19 protein-coding genes, 1 tRNA gene and 1 pseudogene are annotated in these 18,118 nt (G+C 67.6%); 10 read left to right on the forward strand and 11 right to left on the reverse strand.

Annotated elements, in window-relative coordinates:
• Window positions 1-145: 145 nt before the first annotated feature.
• Window positions 146-1,129 (reverse strand): helix-turn-helix domain-containing protein, encoded by a 984-nt coding sequence (locus tag LTT66_RS08040; protein ID WP_233065600.1) that lies wholly within the window; start codon window positions 1,127-1,129, stop codon window positions 146-148.
• A gap of 143 nt (window positions 1,130-1,272) precedes the next feature.
• Window positions 1,273-2,157 (reverse strand): M23 family metallopeptidase, encoded by an 885-nt coding sequence (locus LTT66_RS08045; protein ID WP_228820963.1) that lies wholly within the window; start codon window positions 2,155-2,157, stop codon window positions 1,273-1,275.
• 201 nt (window positions 2,158-2,358) lie between these two features.
• On the opposite strand from LTT66_RS08045, the gene LTT66_RS08050 reads away from it, so the two are divergent.
• The 3 genes from LTT66_RS08050 to LTT66_RS08060 all read left to right on the forward strand — a co-directional run bounded on the left by LTT66_RS08050 (window position 2,359) and on the right by LTT66_RS08060 (window position 4,526).
• Window positions 2,359-3,405: a nitronate monooxygenase gene (locus tag LTT66_RS08050; RefSeq protein ID WP_233065602.1), complete on the forward strand. Its 1,047-nt coding sequence runs from the start codon at window positions 2,359-2,361 to the stop codon at window positions 3,403-3,405.
• 61 nt (window positions 3,406-3,466) lie between these two features.
• A complete protein-coding gene (locus LTT66_RS08055; protein WP_043698802.1) occupies window positions 3,467-3,859 on the forward strand; it encodes an SCO5389 family protein in 393 nt (130 codons plus the stop codon).
• Window positions 3,860-3,977: 118 nt separating this feature from the next.
• Window positions 3,978-4,526 carry an HD domain-containing protein gene (locus LTT66_RS08060; protein WP_233065604.1) on the forward strand — a complete coding sequence of 183 codons (549 nt, stop codon included), beginning with the start codon at window positions 3,978-3,980 and terminating at the stop codon, window positions 4,524-4,526.
• Between the two features lie 15 nt (window positions 4,527-4,541).
• On the opposite strand, the gene LTT66_RS08065 is transcribed toward LTT66_RS08060, so the two are convergent.
• The 4 genes from LTT66_RS08065 to LTT66_RS08080 all read right to left on the reverse strand — a co-directional run bounded on the left by LTT66_RS08065 (window position 4,542) and on the right by LTT66_RS08080 (window position 8,645).
• Window positions 4,542-6,182: a long-chain fatty acid--CoA ligase gene (locus LTT66_RS08065; protein WP_233065606.1), complete on the reverse strand. Its 1,641-nt coding sequence runs from the start codon at window positions 6,180-6,182 to the stop codon at window positions 4,542-4,544.
• A 30-nt stretch (window positions 6,183-6,212) separates the two neighbouring features.
• Complete coding sequence (locus LTT66_RS08070) at window positions 6,213-6,359, reverse strand: hypothetical protein (protein WP_233065608.1); 147 nt, start codon at window positions 6,357-6,359, stop codon at window positions 6,213-6,215.
• 862 nt (window positions 6,360-7,221) lie between these two features.
• A complete protein-coding gene (locus LTT66_RS08075) occupies window positions 7,222-8,253 on the reverse strand; it encodes a cation diffusion facilitator family transporter (RefSeq protein WP_233065610.1) in 1,032 nt (343 codons plus the stop codon).
• Window positions 8,250-8,645 carry an ArsR/SmtB family transcription factor gene (locus LTT66_RS08080; RefSeq protein ID WP_233065612.1) on the reverse strand — a complete coding sequence of 132 codons (396 nt, stop codon included), beginning with the start codon at window positions 8,643-8,645 and terminating at the stop codon, window positions 8,250-8,252. The genes LTT66_RS08075 and LTT66_RS08080 overlap by 4 nt, the downstream gene beginning before the upstream one ends.
• Before the next feature lie 571 nt (window positions 8,646-9,216).
• Between LTT66_RS08080 and LTT66_RS08085 the strand changes: the two genes are divergently transcribed.
• The 4 genes from LTT66_RS08085 (at window position 9,217) to LTT66_RS08100 (ending at window position 12,898) form a co-directional block, all read left to right on the forward strand.
• Window positions 9,217-10,359, forward strand: coding sequence for an acyl-CoA dehydrogenase family protein (locus LTT66_RS08085; protein ID WP_233065614.1), 1,143 nt, complete (start codon window positions 9,217-9,219; stop codon window positions 10,357-10,359).
• Between the two features lie 81 nt (window positions 10,360-10,440).
• The gene (locus LTT66_RS08090; protein WP_195104523.1) at window positions 10,441-11,907 is read left to right on the forward strand and encodes a flavin-containing monooxygenase; all 1,467 of its coding nucleotides are present in this window, start codon (window positions 10,441-10,443) and stop codon (window positions 11,905-11,907) included.
• Between the two features lie 85 nt (window positions 11,908-11,992).
• On the forward strand, window positions 11,993-12,730 hold the full coding sequence (locus LTT66_RS08095) for a DUF1542 domain-containing protein (protein WP_233069062.1): 738 nt from the start codon (window positions 11,993-11,995) through the stop codon (window positions 12,728-12,730).
• A gap of 95 nt (window positions 12,731-12,825) precedes the next feature.
• Window positions 12,826-12,898 (forward strand) — tRNA-Arg (locus LTT66_RS08100).
• A 26-nt stretch (window positions 12,899-12,924) separates the two neighbouring features.
• Here LTT66_RS08100 and LTT66_RS08105 read toward each other — a convergent pair.
• Window positions 12,925-13,137: a hypothetical protein gene (locus tag LTT66_RS08105; RefSeq protein ID WP_233065617.1), complete on the reverse strand. Its 213-nt coding sequence runs from the start codon at window positions 13,135-13,137 to the stop codon at window positions 12,925-12,927.
• Between the two features lie 186 nt (window positions 13,138-13,323).
• Entirely contained in the window at window positions 13,324-13,527 is a 204-nt protein-coding gene (locus LTT66_RS37355; protein WP_408638827.1) for an EndoU domain-containing protein, read from the reverse strand.
• Window positions 13,528-13,668: 141 nt separating this feature from the next.
• Between LTT66_RS37355 and LTT66_RS08110 the strand changes: the two genes are divergently transcribed.
• Window positions 13,669-13,926 carry a WXG100 family type VII secretion target gene (locus LTT66_RS08110; RefSeq protein ID WP_233069063.1) on the forward strand — a complete coding sequence of 86 codons (258 nt, stop codon included), beginning with the start codon at window positions 13,669-13,671 and terminating at the stop codon, window positions 13,924-13,926.
• Between the two features lie 31 nt (window positions 13,927-13,957).
• Here the strand turns inward: LTT66_RS08110 and LTT66_RS08115 are convergent, their stop codons facing one another.
• A complete protein-coding gene (locus LTT66_RS08115; RefSeq protein WP_233062422.1) occupies window positions 13,958-15,199 on the reverse strand; it encodes an IS256 family transposase in 1,242 nt (413 codons plus the stop codon).
• Window positions 15,200-15,909: 710 nt separating this feature from the next.
• On the opposite strand from LTT66_RS08115, the gene LTT66_RS08120 reads away from it, so the two are divergent.
• Complete coding sequence (locus LTT66_RS08120; RefSeq protein WP_233065619.1) at window positions 15,910-16,752, forward strand: MerR family transcriptional regulator; 843 nt, start codon at window positions 15,910-15,912, stop codon at window positions 16,750-16,752.
• Between the two features lie 78 nt (window positions 16,753-16,830).
• Window positions 16,831-17,163 (forward strand): hypothetical protein, encoded by a 333-nt coding sequence (locus tag LTT66_RS08125; RefSeq protein WP_233065621.1) that lies wholly within the window; start codon window positions 16,831-16,833, stop codon window positions 17,161-17,163.
• Window positions 17,164-17,240: 77 nt separating this feature from the next.
• On the opposite strand, the gene LTT66_RS08130 is transcribed toward LTT66_RS08125, so the two are convergent.
• Entirely contained in the window at window positions 17,241-17,435 is a 195-nt protein-coding gene (locus LTT66_RS08130; RefSeq protein ID WP_233069548.1) for a hypothetical protein, read from the reverse strand.
• Window positions 17,436-17,447: 12 nt separating this feature from the next.
• A pseudogene (locus LTT66_RS37220) lies at window positions 17,448-17,696 on the reverse strand (hypothetical protein); the annotation flags it as partial.
• Window positions 17,697-18,118 lie beyond the last annotated feature (422 nt).

An 18,118-nucleotide genomic window follows, 5' to 3' on the forward strand; every position in this document is an offset into this window, starting at 1 on the left:
CTGCGGTCCGCGCCCCCTACTTCCGTGCTGTCCTCTCGTCGGACACCGCCCACTCCCCCTGAAATCGGTGTCTTGCCTGATCGCCTGCCGTTATATCGGCGCGGGGCCGGTCATGTTGCACGGTTACCCGGATCGGTGAACATGTTCACAACCATCCGCGCCGGGTGGCTTGCACCCCCGCCTGGAATCTCGTGCTCGCGCCGAGACGCTCCAGCAGCCGGGCGGTCCGGCGGACCACGGTGCGCCGGGACATCCCCAGCCGGCGCGCGATGGTGTCGTCGGTCGCGCCGAGTCCCATCAGGGTCAGGATCGCGCGGTCGCGTTCGTCCAGCGCCTCCGCGGCCGGATTCACCGAGATGGGCGCGGCCATCGCCCACAAGACGTCGAAGGTCTTGATCAACAGCTCGAGCGTGGGCGAGCCGGTGATGCGCAGCCCCATCGGGTCGGGCCTGCGCTCGTCGGCGTGCAGCACCAAGCTGGCCCGCTCGTCGTCGCTGATGATCAATTTGAACGGCGGCTCCGGCAGCGTTCTGGCCTGCGCACCGCTGGCGTTGGTGGACAGGGCGTGGCGCAGGCGCTCGGAATCCTGGTAGACGGTGTCCTGGTACAGGGTCTGGTAGCGGATGCCTTCGCCGAGCCTGGCCCGTTTGAGTTCGAACAACTGGCGCTCGCGCTCCGGATCGCTGAGATAGGGGCCGCGCTCGACCAGCTTGACGCAGCTGCGCGCGGCGGTCTGCATCTCCTCGAAATCCGCGAGCATCTCCAACCGCTCGTACACCGGCACCACCGCGCCGTTACCGCGGGGCGAGCGCCGCACCGAGCGGAACGTCTCGCTCAGCCGCGCGGCGGCAGCGTGCATCTGGTTGATCTCCTGTTGTCTGCGCCGCGCCTCGGCTTCGGACAACGATTCCGGTGCGTGCGCGTCCCACAGCGATTCGCCGTCCGGCGACTCGATGCGGACCGCGGCACGCAATTCACACAACACATCCAACGAGTCCGCCGCGAGGTCTTCCGAAACGCCCAGGTACTGCGCGATATCGGCGAGACTCGACCGGGGGTGGTGCACCAGCACGGCGTAGACGCGGCCGTGCGGTGACCCAGGCTCGAAGATGTCGCCCAGCTCGATCACGGCCCGAGCCTAGCGACCGACCGGTGTCCGCGTGGCCGCTCTACGAGACGCGCACGCGATCCGCTTCCTCCGCGATCGGGACGCGGGAAGCTCCACTGTGCGCAACCGAGCGCTCGTCGGAATATCAAGCCGGACAGGAAAAGTCAGTGCGCGGACGGGCCCCAGCCCAAAGGCACGCCCTTGGCGGCCAGATACGGCATCGGGTCGATCTTGGTGCCTGCCTGATCCCAGATCTCCAGGTGCAGGTGCGGACCGGTGGACTGCCCCCGGTTGCCGACGGTGGCGATCACGTCGCCCGCGTTCACCCGCTGACCCGCGTGCACGAACATCTCGTTCACGTGTCCGTAGACCGCGGTGGTGCCGTCGTCCTGCAGCACGCGCACCCACAGGCCGAAACCGGAGGCGGGCCCCGCCTCGATCACCGTGCCGTTGCTGACCGAGTGGATCGGCGCACCGAGCGCGTCGGCGAAGTCGATGCCGTAGTGCATGGCGCCCCAGCGGCTGCCGAAGCCGGAGCTGACCGCACCGGCCACCGGGCGCACCGCGGACGCCTGGGGTGCCGGCGCCACCTGCTGCTGCACACCCTTGAGGACCTCCTCGGCCTGGGCCAAGGGGCCGGCGATCTCCGGAGGAAGATTGGGAATACCGAACGGGGCGGCGACCGGGGCCGCGATCTGACCCGCGACCGCGGCGGGCTCGGGCGCGACCTCGGCGACCGGCTCGGCGGCGGCCTTCGCCTCGGCGACCGGCAGGATGCTCGAGCCCTTCACGACGGTGGGCGCGGCCTGCTCGTCCTCGTCGCTATCGTGTGAACCGGGCAGCAGCGGCGACGCGTAGGCGAGCGCCGGAGCGGCCTGGCTGGCGGCGCCGATGAGGGCGCCCGCGGCGACGGCGGCGGTCGCGGCGGCTTTCACCCGCTCGGTGGCGGACGGCTCGGCGCGGTGCCGCTTCGGACGGCCCGCCTCGCCGCCCTCGCCGAGGAGGCTCTGGACGGTAATGGAACTGGGGCCTACACGGTGCTGCGACAAAGCTGAGTCCTCGGTCGTAGAACAGGGTCCGGGATGCCTGCCCGTCCCACCGGTTCGATAACGATCCGATGAAGTCGGGCGATAACGGTTTGGCATCCGTCGTGACGGGAACTCTACCTCGTCGTGACCATTCCGCAACCTTCCAGCGGAAAAACGCTGGTGAGGCTCGGGTCACATGTCCAGATGAGCGAGACTTGATCCGTGATCCTCGACCACTTGGACGTTCCGATCGTGCTGGCCCCGATGGCGGGCGGCCCATCCACTCCCGCACTGACCGCCGCGGTGGCCGAGGCGGGCGGTTTCGGACAGCTGGCCGCCGGTTATCTGAGCGCCGCCGACACCGCGGCGCGCATCGCCGCGACCCGCGCCGCCAGCGGCAAACCGTTCGGCGTGAACCTGTTCGTGCCCGGCCCCGCGACGCCCGCCGCCGACTTGGCGGACTATCTCGCCGAACTCCGCGCCGATCACGAACTCGGGGAGCCGCGATTCGACACCGACGACTGGGACGCCAAGCTCGATCTCCTCGTCGCCGACCCGGTCGCGGCCGTGTCGTTCACCTTCGGCTGCCCCAGCGCCACCGAAGTCGCGCGGCTGCGTGCCGCGGGCTCGGAAGTGTGGGTGACGGTCACGTCGGTCGCCGAGGCCCGCATCGCGGTCGACGCGGGCGCCGACGTGCTCATCGCCCAGGGCGCCGAGGCGGGCGGGCACCGCGCGACGTTCGTGGACCGCCCGGACGACGACGCGACCGACCCGCTCGGCCTGTTGGCGCTGCTGCAACTGCTCACCGCCGCCACCGACCTGCCCTTGGTGGCCACCGGCGGCCTGGCGACGGGCCCGGGCATCGCCGCGGCGCTCGCGGCGGGCGCCACCGCGGCGCAACTGGGCACCGTTTTCCTGCGCTGCCCCGAGGCGGGCACCAACCAGGTGCACCGCGCCGCCGTGGCCGCGGACACTCCCACCATGCTCACGCGCGCGTTCACCGGACGCCGGGCGCGCGGGCTGCGCAACCGATTCCTGCTGGAGCACACCGCGACCGCACCGGCGGGATACCCGGAGATCCACTACGCCACCGCCCCGCTGCGGGCCGCAGCACGAGCGGCGGGCAACTCCGATGAGGTCAACCTCTGGGCGGGTCAGACACACGCGCTGGCACCGGAGCTACCCGCGGGCGAACTGGTCGCGACGTTGGCCGCGGCCACGAAAACCGCACTGGAGACAGCTCTTTCGCGCCGAATCCAGCATTGTTGACAACGAGTTTCGTTTAGACTCGAATGGCATCGCACGACGTCCAGCACTGGAGGAGAGCGCCATGTCCCTTGATGTCCCCACCGCACTACTCGAACGCGCCGAGCGCGGCGAGGTCGATGACGCCGACTTCGTCGAGGTCGTCCGCACCTCGCTGCCCTACGCGTGGGAAGTCGTGAGTCGGGTCGCCGGTGAACTGCGTTCCGGCACCGAGGAATACGCCGACAACACCATCGCACCGCCGGACGAGGTGGCCCGCGGACAACTGCTGCGCGCCATGGCCTCCGACGCCATTCGCGGTGGGCTGGAGCGGCACTTCGGCGTGAAACTCGCCTTCCAGAACTGCCACCGGGTCGCCGCTTTCCCGCTCTCCGCGGTCGGCGGCGAGACCTACACCACCTTCATCGGCACCCGGGCCCAGCTGCTCAACCAGAACCCGGAACTGCGCAACTGCTGAGCAGCACGAGCTGATAACCCGGCGCGGCAAACCGTTTCGGCCCGCGCCGGGTTTTTCGTGCATGCGGCCGCGCGTCGCCACCGGCCGCGACGCTGCCGTTCACGTAGGGTGAACCGCCATGAGCAGCAACGATCTTCGCGATGAGGTCGAAGTCCGGCTCGCACCGTGGCAGCAGCAGCTCGGGCCCGACCGCGTCGCCTACACCAATCACGTGCTGCGCGTCCTGACGCTGTGCGACCTGCTGGCCGCCGACCAGCAACCCCGGCCGAGCGCCCGGGAGGAGTTCCTGACCGCGGCCACCCTGCACGACATCGGCATCTGGTCGGCGGGCAGCTTCGACTACCTCGCCCCCTCCTGCGACCAGGCGCGGGCCTGGCTGGCGAGCATCGACCGCGACGACCTGACCGAGCTGGTGGTGTCGATGATCGACCAGCACCACAGAGTCCGCCCGGCGGGCCCGCCGCACGATCCGGTGGAGATCTTCCGGCGCGCCGACGCGATCGACGTCGAACTCGGCCTGCTCGGCCGGTTCGGTATCTCCCGCGGAACCTACCGCGAGCTGGCGAAGCGGTATCCGCACCACGGCTTCCACCGCAGACTCGTGCAGCTGGCCGCGCGGCGGTTGCGGACCCACCCCGCGTCACCACTGCCGATGCTGAAGTGGTGACGCGGGCGGCCGGGTTCAGCCGAGCGTGGTGACCTCCAGGTCGCCGTCGGCGTACTGGCTGCGCAGCCGCTTCTTGTCGAACTTGCCCACGCTGGTCTTGGGGACCTCGGCGATGAACGTCCAGCGTTCGGGCAGCTGCCATTTCGCGAACTTGTCGGCCAGGAACTCGCGCAACTCCTCGGGCTTCACCTCGGCGCCCTCGGCGAGCACGATCGCCACCAGCGGGCGCTCGTCCCACTTCTCGTCCGGCACGCCGATCACGGCGGCCTCGGCGACCGCGGGGTGCCCGATCACGGCGTTCTCCAGATCCACCGACGAGATCCACTCACCGCCGGACTTGATCACGTCCTTGGAACGGTCCACCAGAGTGAGGTAGCCGTCCTGGCTGATCTTGCCCACGTCGCCGGTACGCAGCCAGCCGTCGTCGAACTTCTCCGGATCGACCGCCGTGCCGTCCGGCGAGTAATAGGAGCCGGTGATCCACGGACCGCGCACTTCCAGCTCGCCCAGCGACACTCCGTCGTTGGCGACGACGCTGCCGTCGTCGGCGACCAGGCGCGCCTGGACACCGGCCGGGAAGCGGCCCTGGGTCACCCGGTAGGCCCACTTGTCCTCGTCGGTGAGCGCGGTGGCGGGCGGATGCGCGACGCTGCCCAGCGGCGAGGTCTCGGTCATGCCCCACGCGTGCAGCACCCGCACGCCGTGCTTGTCCTCGAAGGTGCGCATCATCGAGGGCGGCACGGCCGAGCCGCCCACCACGACCGCGCGCAGGTGTGTGATGTCCTGCGGGTTGGCCGCCAGCCCGGCCAGCACGCCGCCCCAGATGGTGGGCACCGCGGCGGCGAAGCTGGGCTTCTGCGCGGCCATGCACTCCAGCAGCGGGCCCGGCTGCAAGAACCGGTCCGGCATCAGCAGATTCGACCCGGACATCAGCGCCGCGTACGGCAGGCCCCACGCGTTCGCGTGGAACAGCGGGACGATGGCCAGGATGGTGTCGGTGCCCAGCAGTCCCATCCCGTTGTTCGCGCCGACCTGCATGGCGTGCAGCCAGTTCGAGCGGTGCGAGTACACCACGCCCTTCGGGTCGCCGGTGGTGCCGGAGGTGTAGCACATCGCCGCCGCGGAGCGCTCGTCGATCACCGGGAAGTCGTAGGTGTCCGGCTGCGCGCCGAGCAACTCGGTGTAGGAGTGCACCTGGATGCCCTCGGGCGCGGTGAGCGTCGCCGCGTCGCCATTGACCACGATGACGTGGCGGACGGTCGTCAGGTGCGGCAGGATCTGCCCGAACAGCGGCACCAGCGTGCCGTCCACCAGCACCACCTGGTCCTCGGCGTGATTCGCCACGTAGACGACCTGCTCGGGGAACAACCGGATGTTCAGCGCGTGCAGCACCGCGCCCATCGCCGGCACCGCGATGTAGGCGACCAGGTGCTCGTTGTTGTTCCACATGAACGTGCCGACCCGGTCGCCGACCCCGATACCCAACGAGCGCAGCGCGTTCGCCAACCGCGCCGATTCGGCGCCGACCTCGCGGTAGGTCATGGTGCGCACGCCGGACCCGGTCCAGGTGGACACGGTCGAATCGCCGGCGAACGTCGATGCGTAGCGCAGCAACGTCGCCAGCGACAACGGCTCGTCCTGCATAGTGCTCAACATCGGAACTCCTTTTTCTTCGGTGACTTCCCGTCAGAAAGCCAAGTCGGTTTCGGCCACCTTCGGGGTCTCCGACCCGATCCCGTCCAGCGACCCGAGCCTGCGGGTCGCTCGGGGATACAGAATCGGTTCGCCACTGGTGAGCACTGCGCACGACAGCGCGCGTTCGGGGTAGGCCACGCCATGTTTTGGGTGAATCCGAGATGGCCTGAGGCGCGGCGGGTTTCGGAGCCGAACAGCCTGAGCGTCCTACCGCCGGGCATAGGGCCGTACCCGGAGCGGAAGTTCATGCCGCGCGTCAGATCGGGCACGGGTATGTGGAGGGCTGGATGCACAGCGCTGCGACACAGCAGTCGCATGCGCTGCCGGATGCGCTCGGCACAGCAGGGACCAACGGCGACCTCGCCCGGTTCCACCTTCGTGGCGGTCGACGCGACGACGCTCGGATTCTCCGGGATGTGACTACGTCGGGCCAGGTCGGGCAGCATCGCAAGGGTCGGTACACGCACCAGCATGGTTCAGCACGCACCGACCATGAGCCACATCACACCGGCGATGCTACCCAACGGTAGGCCGCCCCGGGCAAGGCCGACCGGGGAATCCACGCGCCCCGATCCGAAGGCGGACGCCCTCAGTTACCGCTGGTCAGCTCGGTGCGCGTCCTCGGCGACGGGCGCAGCAGGCTCTAACTGTCTCCGGCACCATGACTTTCGGTGGCAGACGCCCCGGGAGTTCCCCCATCCCCGGCACCACGACTCTCGATGGCGGACACCCTGGGCTCCAACTGCCCCCGGCCCCACGACTCTCGGTGGCGGGCGCTCTTGGTTCTAGCCAGCCCCGGCATCGCGACTCTCGGTGGCGGACGCCCCGCGTCCCAGCTGCCCCGGCACCGCGCCTCTCGATGGCAGATGCCCCGGGCTTCCCGCCAGCCCCGACTTTCGGCAGCGGATGTCCTGGGTTGTCCCCTGTCCCCGGCGACCCTCGATGGCAGGTGCCCCGGGTTCCAGCCAGCCCAGCATCGCGACTCTCGGCGACGGACGCCCTAGGTTCCAACTGCCCCCGGCACCGCGGCCTCGGTATGCGCCGGATAAGCGTGCACCACAGCGGTGTCCAGCTTGGGCATTACGTGGGTGAGCGTGTGCTGGGCCTCGTGCGCGACGCGATGCGCGTCCGCGAGGGTGATCGTCGGGGCCACATCCAGTTCGACGTCGGCGTGCAGGCGATGGCCGATCCAGCGCATCCGCAGGCTGCGCACGCCCTGCACACCCGGCTCGGCGGCCAGCGCCCGCTCGGCCGCGGTGACCAGACCGGGCTCGACGGCGTCCATCAACCGGCGCAGCACGTCGCGCGCCGCGGTCCGCAGCACCGCGAGAATCGCGACGGTGATCAGCAGTCCGACGATCGGGTCGGCGAGCGGGAAACCCAGCGCTACCCCACCGGCACCGAGCAGAACGGCCAGCGAGGTGAACCCGTCGGTGCGCGCATGCAGACCGTCGGCGACCAGTGCCGCCGAGCCGATCCGCCGTCCCACCCGGATCCGGTACAGCGCGACCGTCTCGTTGCCCAGGAACCCGATCAACCCGGCCGCGGCAACCCAGCCCAGATGCTCGATCGGCACCGGATCGAGCACCCTGCGCGCCGCCTCGTATCCGGCGATCAGCGCCGACAGGGCGATCATCGCGACGACGAAAAGGCCGGCCAGGTCCTCCGCCCGGCCGAACCCGTAGGTGTAGCGCCGGGTCGCGGCCTTGCGTCCGAGGGCGAACGCGATCCACAGCGGTACGGCGGTCAGCGCGTCGGAGAAGTTGTGCACGGTGTCCGCGGCCAGGGCGACCGAGCCCGACGCGGCGACGATCACCAGTTGCAGCGCCGCGGTGCACCCGAGCACGACCAGGCTGATCTTGACCGCCCGGATGCCGACCGCGCTCGCCTCCAGCGCGTCGTCCATGCTGTCAGCGGCGTCGTGGCTGTGCGGGACGAAGACCTCCCGCAGTGCACCGACCAACCCCGACCGATGCCGGTGATGGTGCCCGGCTTGGTGCTGATGATGGTGATGATGATGCCGGTGGGTCATGACGCACTCGCCCCGTCCCGGCCGGCGAGTTCCCGCACCGCGCCCACGCCGCGGTGATGTGCCGGCACACCCGGCCCCGCGTGTTCGGCGTTGTACACCGCGTCCACGACCAACTGCCGGACATGCTCGTTCTCCAGGCGATAGAAGATCGTCGTCCCCGATCGGCGGGTGTTCACCAACCGCGCCATCCGCAGTTTGGCCAGATGCTGCGACACCGAAGGCGCGGGCTTGCCGACCTGCCCGGCCAGGTCGTTGACCGACAGTTCGCGGTCGACCAGCGCCCAGAGCACTTGCACCCGGGTGGGGTCGGCGAGCATGCGGAACACCTCGACAACCAGGCCGGCCTGATCCTCCGCGAGCGGCGGTCGCAGTTCCTGGCTATCTGCATTCATACGCAGATATTAGAACAGGCGAAGGCCCCGCACCAGCGCTCCGGGCCGGTGTGCCGACGGCACCCCCTGCGTTGCCGCCGACACACCGGTCGACCCCGAATTCGAACAGTCTTTGTCTTAGTCGAGTGTGGCGTCAGTGCGCCAGCCCAGCGGACCGATATCACCCGAATGAGACAAACCAATTCCGCAGGTATCGGCACGATTTCGGTTCATGTCCGAGAGAACTGCCGCGACCAGCATGAACACTGTGGCGCCGCAGGAAAGTTCACGCGCAATTGTGCACACAGCTGCACGTGCACCACGCCGGATCCGGCGTCCCGGCAACCACGATCGCGCACTCGCGGACGGTGCCGCGCCGCTACGGTCGGGACATTGTGCACCGAGCGGCTCGCGTGCGCGGCAATCCTGTCCAGACTGTGACCTTCGGCCGTGTCCACCGGTTGGTCATCGCGACGCCGGTGCGCGCCGGCCACCGTGTTCGCGTGACCGCCCACCGGCACCGACGAGCCGGTGACGACGCCCGGTTAGTGTGAATCACGAGAACCTTCGAGCGAGCCGCGGAGTAGACGACATGCCAGTGGATCGAATGCTGCCCACCCCCGAGGCCCGGGATCTGCTGGAGCTGACCCGCGACATCGCCGACAAGCTACTCGAACCGCGCGTGGCCGAGTGCGAGAAGACCGGAATCTTTCCCGACGGCGTCTTTCCCGCGCTGGGCGCCGCCGGACTGCTCAGCCTGCCGTATCCAGAGGAATTCGGCGGCGGCGCGCAGCCCTACGAGGTGTACCTGCAGGTGCTCGAGGAGCTCGCCGCCCGCTGGGCGGCCGTGGCCGTCGCCGTGAGCGTGCACAGCCTGTCCTGCCATCCGCTGTTCGCCTTCGGCACCGAGGAGCAGAAGCAGCGCTGGCTGTCCGGCATGCTCTCCGGCGAGACCATCGGCGCCTACAGCCTGTCCGAGCCGCACGCCGGTTCCGACGCGGCCGCACTGCGCTGCCGCGCCACGCCGGTCGAGGGCGGCTACCGGATCACCGGCGCCAAAGCCTGGATCACCAACGGCGGCCGCGCCGACTTCTACACCCTGTTCGCCCGCACCGGCGAAGGCTCCCGCGGCATCTCCTGCTTCCTGGTCCCCGGCGACACCGAGGGCCTCGGCTTCGGCAAACCCGAGGAGAAGATGGGCCTGCGCGCCGTACCCACCACCACCGCCACCTACGACGACGCGTTCCTCCCCGCCGAACGCCGTGTCGGCGCCGAGGGACAGGGCCTCTCGATCGCCTTCAGCGCCTTGGACTCCGGCCGCCTCGGCATCGCCGCGGTCGCCACCGGACTGGCGCAGCGCGCCCTCGACGAGGCGGTCGCCTACGCCAAGGAGCGCGAGGCGTTCGGCCGCCACATCATCGACCACCAGGGCCTCGGTTTCGTCCTCGCCGACATGGCCGCCGCCGTCGACTCCGCGCGCGCCACCTACCTCGACGCCGCCCGCCGCCGCGACGCGGGGCTGCCGTACTCGCGCCAGGCCAGCGTGGCCAAACTCGTCGCCACCGACGCCGCCATGAAGGTCACCACCGACGCGGTCCAGGTCTTCGGCGGCTACGGCTATACCCAGGATTTCCCGGTCGAGCGCTACATGCGCGAGGCCAAGGTGATGCAGATCTTCGAGGGCACCAATCAGATCCAGCGCTTGGTCATCGCGCGTCAGCTCGCGGACAACTGACGCCGCCGCGTGGCCGAAAATACCGATTGAGTGACCGCGGATGTCTTCGGACCTGCGGATACTCTTCCGTACTCTGGACGCATGACAACGCCGTCCATCATCATCATCGGAGCCGGATTCGGCGGGCTCGGCATGGCGCTGGAGCTGCGGCGGGCCGGGTTGGACAACTTCACCATCCTGGAACGGGCCACCGACCTCGGCGGCGTCTGGCGGGAGAACACCTACCCCGGCGCGGCCTGTGACGTGCCCTCCCCGCTGTACTCCTGGTCCTACGAGCCGAAATCCGATTGGCCCCGGCGTTTCTCCGAACAGCGCGACATCCACGGGTACATGCAGGGCGTCGCCGACAAGCACGGCCTGCGGCGCTTCATCCGGTTCGGCACCGAGGTGCTCGACGCCGAGTTCGACGAGCGCACCGGCCAGTGGATCGTGCGCACCGCCGACGGTGCGCAACTGACCGCGGACATCCTCATCCCGGCGGTCGGCCAGCTCTCGCGCCCCGCGTTGCCGAACATTCCCGGCATCGACACCTTCACCGGTCCCGCGTTCCACTCCGCCGAGTGGAACCACGACGTCGACCTGACCGGCAAGCGCATCGCCTGCATCGGCACCGGAGCCAGCGCGATCCAGTACATCCCGCGCATTCAGCCCGCCGCCGCCCATCTCACGCTGTTCCAGCGCTCCGCGGCCTGGGTGCTACCGAAGGCCGATGTCCAGTACAGCCCCCTGCACCACGCGCTGTTCAAGTACTTCCCGCCCAGCCGCCTCGCCGAGCGCTTCGCCATCTGGTCGTTCTTCGAGGTACTCGCCCTGGCTCTGACCGACATCCCGGGAATCAAGGCGCCGGTGATCGCGCTGGCCGACCGGCACCGGGCCAAGCAGATCCCCGACGCCGAATTGCGGGCGAAACTGACGCCCGACTACGCGGCCGGATGCAAGCGCGGCCTGTTCTCCAACGAGTACTTCCCGGCGCTGGCGCAGCCGAACGTCACCGTGGAGACCACCGCCATCGAGGCGATCACCCCGACCGGGATCCGCACCGCCGACGGCGTCGAGCACGAGGTGGACGTCATCATCTACGGCACCGGCTTCAAGGGCACCGAGTTCCTCGCGCCGATGAACATCTACGGCCTCGGCGGGCGCAAGCTGGCCGACGTGTGGGCCGACGAAGGCGCGCGCGCCTACCTCGGCCTCTCCGTGCCCCAGTTCCCGAACCTGTTCATGATGTACGGCCCGAACACCAACGTCGGCTCCGGCTCGATCATCTACATGCTCGAATCCCAGGCCCGCTACATCCGCCAGGTCGTGCGGTACCTGACCGACCGCCCCGGCCGCTACCTCGCCGCCCGCGCCGCCACCGAGCAGCGCTGGGACGACTGGCTGCAGAACCGGTTGAAGGACACCCCCTGGAACTTCTGCTCCAGCTGGTACCGCAACGCCTCCGGCCGGATCACCAACAACTGGCCCGGCGCCACCGTCCTCTACCGCTGGAAGACAAGGTCTTTCGACCCCGCCGACTACGAGGAAGCCCAAGCGCCCGCACACTGACCGCACGCCCAGCCAGACCCCAGCTAGCCGACAGTAAACTGGCGTTGTCCGAGCTCGAGCGGAAGAGGTGCCCATGTCGTGGCTGATGATCGCCCTATTGCTTGTAGCGCTGATCGCCGCACTGGTGTGGCAGATACGACAGAGCAAACAGCGCGGAGCCCTCGCGCTGGCCGACGCTCTCGCCGACGCCCGGCAAGTGAACGAACGGCTGGGCGGTCAGGTCTACAGCCTCAGCGGTAGCAACGACGCCGCCGTCCAGGCGCTCGCCGACGCTTCCGAACGGCATATCGCGGCCGGTTCGCAACTGGATCAGGCCCGCACGCCCACCCAAGCGCGGCTGGCGAAGCAGACCGCGCTGGAAGGGCTCTACTACATCAGGGCCGCGCGGACCGCGATGAACATGGACCCCGGCCCCGCGATCGCGGCCCTCGACGGCCAGGACACCGCGGGGCAGGTCACCGAGAAGCGCGTCGTCGAATACGAGGGCAGGCAGGTCGCGGCCGCGCCCGGCCCTTCGTCGTCGACACCGAACTACTTTCCCGGCGGCCGAGTAGCCGGGCGCCCGGTACCCGCGGGCTGGTACTCCGAGCCCTGGTGGAAGCCCGCGATGGTCGCCGGCGCCTGGGGCATCGGCTCAGCCCTGCTGTTCACGTCCCTGTTCGCCGGGATGTCCGGAGTGGGCTACGACGCTCAGGGCTTCGAGAGCGGCTACGGCGAGGACTTCCAGGGCGGACCGGCCGCGGACGGCGGCGGCTACGATCCCGGGTCCAACGATGGAGGCGGCTTCGACGGCGGAGGCGGCTTCGACGGCGGAGGCTTCTGATCCCTCCGCGACGCCCCAACGACAGCGATGCGGACTCCGGGCCCGTCACCCGGTAGACTGCGAACGTCCCGGGCGGGCCCGAGCCCACCCAGCACGCCTTCGTAGCTCAGGGGATAGAGCACCGCTCTCCTAAAGCGGGTGTCGCAGGTTCGAATCCTGCCGAGGGCACAAACCAGCGTCGGTGTTTCCGGAGGTCAACGCGTTTTCTCGGAGAATCCCGACAAGACCGATATTATGAGCTCAGAAAGCACGCCTTGGGGGTCGTTGAGGTAGCGATACCCCTCCACTGGGGGATTGAACTGGCCGAGCACGTTCGCCACGGCATCGCGTTCCGCTTCAGTGACCGGGATCTGGCGCTTGACGAGACTGGCGCACAGCACGTCGACGAGCATCGCCCACTCACCCACGTCGCTATAGGTCCGGTAGCTTTCGACCAGATCAGACGGCAGGCGGTCGGCGACGCTTTCGAGAAGGTCTCGCGAGTCCTTACTAATCTTGTTGAGCCGGCGGTTACGAGCTTCGATGGCTTGCGGGTCTCGCTGACGCTTTCACGCTTCTCGTGCCGCCCTGTCCGGATTCATCGCTCTCCTAGCCTATTTGATCGGGTCGCCATTCGCGTCGTTCCTGACTACACCCTCGCCGCAGATGGGGTAGCCGGTCACGACTGAGCCGTCGGGAGCGACGATGACTTCGATTCGGACGCCGTTGCGGGTGCCGTTGACCTTCCAGTTGCCGTTGTCCTGGAGGACTGGCGGCTGGTCCGGGTTCTTCGCAACGTCGAGTATTCGGTCGATGATCTTGTCGCTTTCCCAGTCATCGCTGCGGCATTGAGCCTAGGCCGCGAGTAGCATTGCTGCGTGAGTAGTGCTGGGGGGACACCGAATTCAAGTCAGCGGGTTTCCGTCGTACCTGACGAAGTCGATGAACTCGGTCAGCATATGTCGAACCTGGTTCAAGCGCTGAGGTCGGCTCTCGATGTCGCTGCACGGGAAGTGGATGGCTTAGTCGGCAGCTGGACCGGAACAGCTGCGGACACGTTCGGGGAGGGGTGGCTCGCCGTCCATGAAAATGGTACGCAGTTGTTGAACTCCCTTGCTGCTCTGGCCGGTTCACTCGGGGTGGTGGCAGGCAGTTACGAGCAGCAGGATGGAGCGTCCGCTGCGAACCTGGGGGTCAAGTCCAGGGGCGTGGTGTAGGAGGGGCGGTCACCGCTGATCCGGTTGGTGGTCAGGCGGTGAGGGCTGGGGTGGTGGTTTCCTCCTGTTCATTCGGGTTGGTGTCGGTGGTGGTGCGGGATCGGGTCAGGACGTCGAGGCCGAGGTAGCGGCGGCCTTCGATCCATTCGTCGTGTTGTTCGGCGAGCACGGCGCCGACGAGGCGGATGATCGCGGCGCGGTCGGGGAAGATGCCGACGACGTCGGTGCGGCGGCGGATCTCCTTGTTCAACCGTTCTTGGGGGTTGTTGGACCAGATCTGGCGCCAGATCTGTTTGGGGAAGCTGGTGAACGCGAGCAGGTCGGCGCGGGCGGTGTCGAGGTGGTCGGCGACTTTCGGCAGTTTCTCGGTCAACGCGTCGAGCATCCGGTCGTATTGGGCGGCAACTGATTCCGGGTCTGCTTGATCGAATACCGAGTGCAGCAGGGTCCGCACCCACGGCCACGACGTTTTCGGACACACCGACATCAGATTGACTGTGTAGTGGGTGCGGCAGCGCTGCCAGCTCGCGCCGGGCAGGGTGGCGCCGATCGCGGCTACCAGTCCGGCGTGTGCGTCGGAGGTGACCAGACGGACTCCGGTCAGGCCGCGGGCGACCAGGTCCCGGAAGAACGACAGCCAACCGGCTCCGTCCTCACCTGAGGTGACTTGGATACCGAGGATTTCGCGGTAGCCCTCGGCGTTGACGCCGGTCGCGATCAGGCAGTGCACGTTCACCACCCGCCCGTTCTCCCGGACTTTCAGCACCATGGCGTCGGCGGCGACGAAGGTGTATGGACCTTGATCCAGCGGACGGGTGCGGAACGCTTCGACCTGGGCGTCCAGGTCGCGGGCCATCATCGACACCTGCGACTTGGACAGGCTTGTGATCCCGAGGGATTCGACAAGCTTCTCCATCCGCCGGGTGGATACTCCGAGCAGATAGCAGGTGGCGACCACGCTGGTGAGTGCGCGTTCGGCGCGTTTGCGGCGCTCCAGCAGCCAGTCGGGGAAGTAGCTGCCCGATCGCAGTTTCGGGATCGCGACGTCGATCGTGCCGACCCGGGTGTCGAAATCACGATGCCGGTAGCCGTTGCGGGAGTTGACCCGCTCGGGCGAGCGTTCGCCGTAGCCGGCACCGCACACCGCGTCGGCTTCGGCGCTCATCAGCGACTGGATGAACGTCGAGAGCATGGTGCGCAGCAGGTCAGGGCTGGCGACGGCGAGTTGATCGGACAACAACTTCGACGGGTCGATAGGCTCGACAGAGGTCATCGCGTGAACTTCTCCTTCGTTGAGCTTGGCGGTTCAAGAAGGATCACGCGGTGACCGCCCACTATCCGGCTACGACACGCTCACGCGGTCGCTCCGAAATCGCTGGTACACCACTCTGCCGGACGCAACCAACCTGGGCTCGACGAGTCTGAATCTATGAGCAGCCGGTTCACCGTCGATATCGATCAACTCGAGCAAGTCGCAACCCGATTCACCGGGCTAGTGCCGCGTCCAGGAAGGTTGATGCGGTAATCGCCGGAGTGGCGGGTTGATCGTGGGCCGGGAACCGAGAACGATCAGTTCTCGACAGGCTGCTCCGGATCTGCGTAGTCCAGCTCCTGAGTGACGTTGCACGGACGACGATCCGCCGACCGCCTTGTACTGCCGGTGCAAGGCGCCGACTGGCAGCTGGCAGGAAACCCCATCCACCGCCAGGTCATGCCGTGCGACCATCGGCGACTGCGTCTCGCAACGCCCAACCCGATACCCGCTGCGACTTCGCCAGGTAGTCGGCCCGGTTCGCCGCGGCGTTCCCCGGCGGCCTTCGAGGTCAGGGATTGCGGTACCGAAATCCGAGGCCAGTGTCGCCTCGGCCTGGGTTTTGAGAGTTGATCGGCGCCAGACCCGTCCTCGACTGCACAGTTCGTGATACTTCGAGCGTTTACTACAAGAGTATTGACTATATAAATCAACGCTGTAATGCTCGATTCATGCGAGCGACAGACAGTGATCTCACCGTGGAGGAGCTGGCCGCGCGAGCCGGTGTGCCGACGAGCACCGTGCGGATGTATCAGTCGAAGGGGTTGCTACATGCGCCTCGTCGGGTCGGCCGCACCGCACGCTACGACAGCTCGCACCTGCAGCGCCTCGAGTTGGTGCAGCGACTACAGGATCGCGGCTTCTCGCTCGCCTCGATCACCGAACTACTGAGCGCCCGTGCACAGGGTGCGACGGTTGCCGATCTGCTCGCGCTGCCCGGCGGCCCCGAGGATTGGGTGCCGTTCGGCCTGCGCGAGATCAGAGTGATGATCAAGTCGAAGGACCTGCGGCCCAGCTTGCTGCGCAAGGCAACTCAGCTCGGGTTGATCCGTTGGCGGCGCGGCAGGCCGCAGGCGCGACGCTGGGCGCTCACCAGCGGACTCCGTGTCGCTGAACTGGAAATACCGGCGAGTGAGGTGCTCGACCAAGTCGTCCGGTTGCGTGCCCACACCGATCAGATCGCGGCCGACTTCGCCGACATCTTCGAACGCACACTGTGGCCACACATCCAGGCCGACAGCACCGAAATTGACCAGCTCGACCGGGTCAGGGCGCTGCTGGAGGAGCTGACCGGCCTGGCGGAAGGAGTGGTGGTCAGCGCGTTGCGCGAGTCGGTCCGACACCTCGCCGAACAATTCGCCGAACGACACGACCTGCTGCCCGCCGAGGGCGAACACCCCGCTTGGCTGGACCGCCCAATTCCCGTGCTCAACGAACGCCTCCTCGAACCTATCGACGACGACGTCCAGGCCGTGGATCAATTCCTGGCCGCCGATCACACCCCGGCGGAGTGATGAATCCGTCCACCAACCCCAATGCGACATAGACCGGTACGGGCTGAAGGAGCGCTACGTGGACAGATGGGCAGGCAAATGAGCATCCGCAATACGGCCTCGACCTGGCTCGGGTACTGTTGGCAGCTCATCCTTGGCGTCGTATCGGGCGCCGCGCTGACCTTTGTCTGCATGATGGCCCTGGTGGAAGCCCTCTACTTATGGGCCATCCCGGCGGGATCGATTGCTGCCCTGGCAATCTGGACTGTGATCGTTATTGTCAGTACCATACGCATGCACTTTCGTGCCCGGAATTCCGCGAGGATTCGATTCCTGGCCGGGCTCGGCGTTATACCCGGCTACGCCGGCATAACCATGATCATCATCGTGTCCATTGAGGGGATGTGGTGGAGTCTCGTCTTTGAATGGTGACGGCGTATGGCATTGAGGCTGGCATCATTGGGCTGCGCAACGCCGGTTGTCCGCTACGGCCTGCAACTAGTGCCGCGTCAGGCAACTTTCGGTAGGTAATCGGGATGCCGGATCTTCGATCCGACGGCGAAGTCGCGGATCGGTTCGGCATGCTGGTTGCGCCAGCGGATGTAGAAGCCGATCGCGTCGTCCTGTTCGCTATGGCTGCGGTGGTCGGTGCCGCCCAGCGCGAAGTACCGCAACGCGGAGAACTCACACTCGATGCGGTTCAACCAGGATGAATAGGTCGGCGTAAACACCAGTTCCACATCATTGGCCGCGCACCAGTGCCGCACCTCGCGACGCTTGTGAACCGAATATTGTCCACGATCAGATACAGCTTTTGAGCTGGCCAGCGTCGACGCAGGGACTTCAGGAAGTCCAGGAACTCCGTCCAGCGTTTCCGGTCGCGGATGCGGTAGTACAACTGTCCGGTGCGCAGGTCCAGGGCACCGAACATGTGCCGCCCCCCTGGGTGCGGTTGCAGGTCGCACGCAGACGTTTCGGTGTTCGCCGAGCAAACCAGCCGCGACCTGGGCGAGGCTGCAGGTTCAACGGCCCGAACTCGTCTACGCAGACCACACGTCCGTCGCCAGGCGGGTCGTCGTACAGTCGAGTATCCAGTTCAACTTCTCGGTGAACTCTGGCCATGCACCGGCACCGCACGGCTCAACCTGCCCGCTCACATCGTGGCCCGCTGGGCGCCAGGCGGCTCCGTCGTGGAACACCTCGACACCGAACACTGCCGGCTCACTCTCGGCGCCTGGTCTTGGGCCGGTGTCGCCGGCATCCTCGCCACCTTCGACACCGAACTCACCGACCTTCACCCACCCCAACTCGTCCACGCATGCCGCCGACTCACGCGCCGATGGGCCACTATTGCCGATACCTGAGTGGAACTCGGCTTTCGCCATCG

It is taken from the genome of Nocardia gipuzkoensis (genome assembly GCF_021183645.1).
Lineage (GTDB): Bacteria > Actinomycetota > Actinomycetes > Mycobacteriales > Mycobacteriaceae > Nocardia > Nocardia abscessus.

Excerpts from the sequence above, each read along its gene's own strand:
- LTT66_RS08115 (WP_233062422.1), bottom strand. The coding sequence starts at position 15,199 with ATGACCTCTGTCGAGCCTATCGACCCGTCGAAGTTGTTGTCCGATCAA.
- LTT66_RS08125 (WP_233065621.1), top strand. The coding sequence starts at position 16,831 with ATGAGCATCCGCAATACGGCCTCGACCTGGCTCGGGTACTGTTGGCAG.
- LTT66_RS08095 (WP_233069062.1), top strand. The coding sequence starts at position 11,993 with ATGATCGCCCTATTGCTTGTAGCGCTGATCGCCGCACTGGTGTGGCAG.
- LTT66_RS08120 (WP_233065619.1), top strand. The coding sequence starts at position 15,910 with ATGCGAGCGACAGACAGTGATCTCACCGTGGAGGAGCTGGCCGCGCGA.
- LTT66_RS08110 (WP_233069063.1), top strand. The coding sequence starts at position 13,669 with ATGTCGAACCTGGTTCAAGCGCTGAGGTCGGCTCTCGATGTCGCTGCA.
- LTT66_RS08055 (WP_043698802.1), top strand. The coding sequence starts at position 3,467 with ATGTCCCTTGATGTCCCCACCGCACTACTCGAACGCGCCGAGCGCGGC.
- LTT66_RS08060 (WP_233065604.1), top strand. The coding sequence starts at position 3,978 with ATGAGCAGCAACGATCTTCGCGATGAGGTCGAAGTCCGGCTCGCACCG.
- LTT66_RS08085 (WP_233065614.1), top strand. The coding sequence starts at position 9,217 with ATGCCAGTGGATCGAATGCTGCCCACCCCCGAGGCCCGGGATCTGCTG.
- LTT66_RS08075 (WP_233065610.1), bottom strand. The coding sequence starts at position 8,253 with ATGACCCACCGGCATCATCATCACCATCATCAGCACCAAGCCGGGCAC.
- LTT66_RS08080 (WP_233065612.1), bottom strand. The coding sequence starts at position 8,645 with ATGAATGCAGATAGCCAGGAACTGCGACCGCCGCTCGCGGAGGATCAG.
- LTT66_RS08065 (WP_233065606.1), bottom strand. The coding sequence starts at position 6,182 with ATGTTGAGCACTATGCAGGACGAGCCGTTGTCGCTGGCGACGTTGCTG.
- LTT66_RS08090 (WP_195104523.1), top strand. The coding sequence starts at position 10,441 with ATGACAACGCCGTCCATCATCATCATCGGAGCCGGATTCGGCGGGCTC.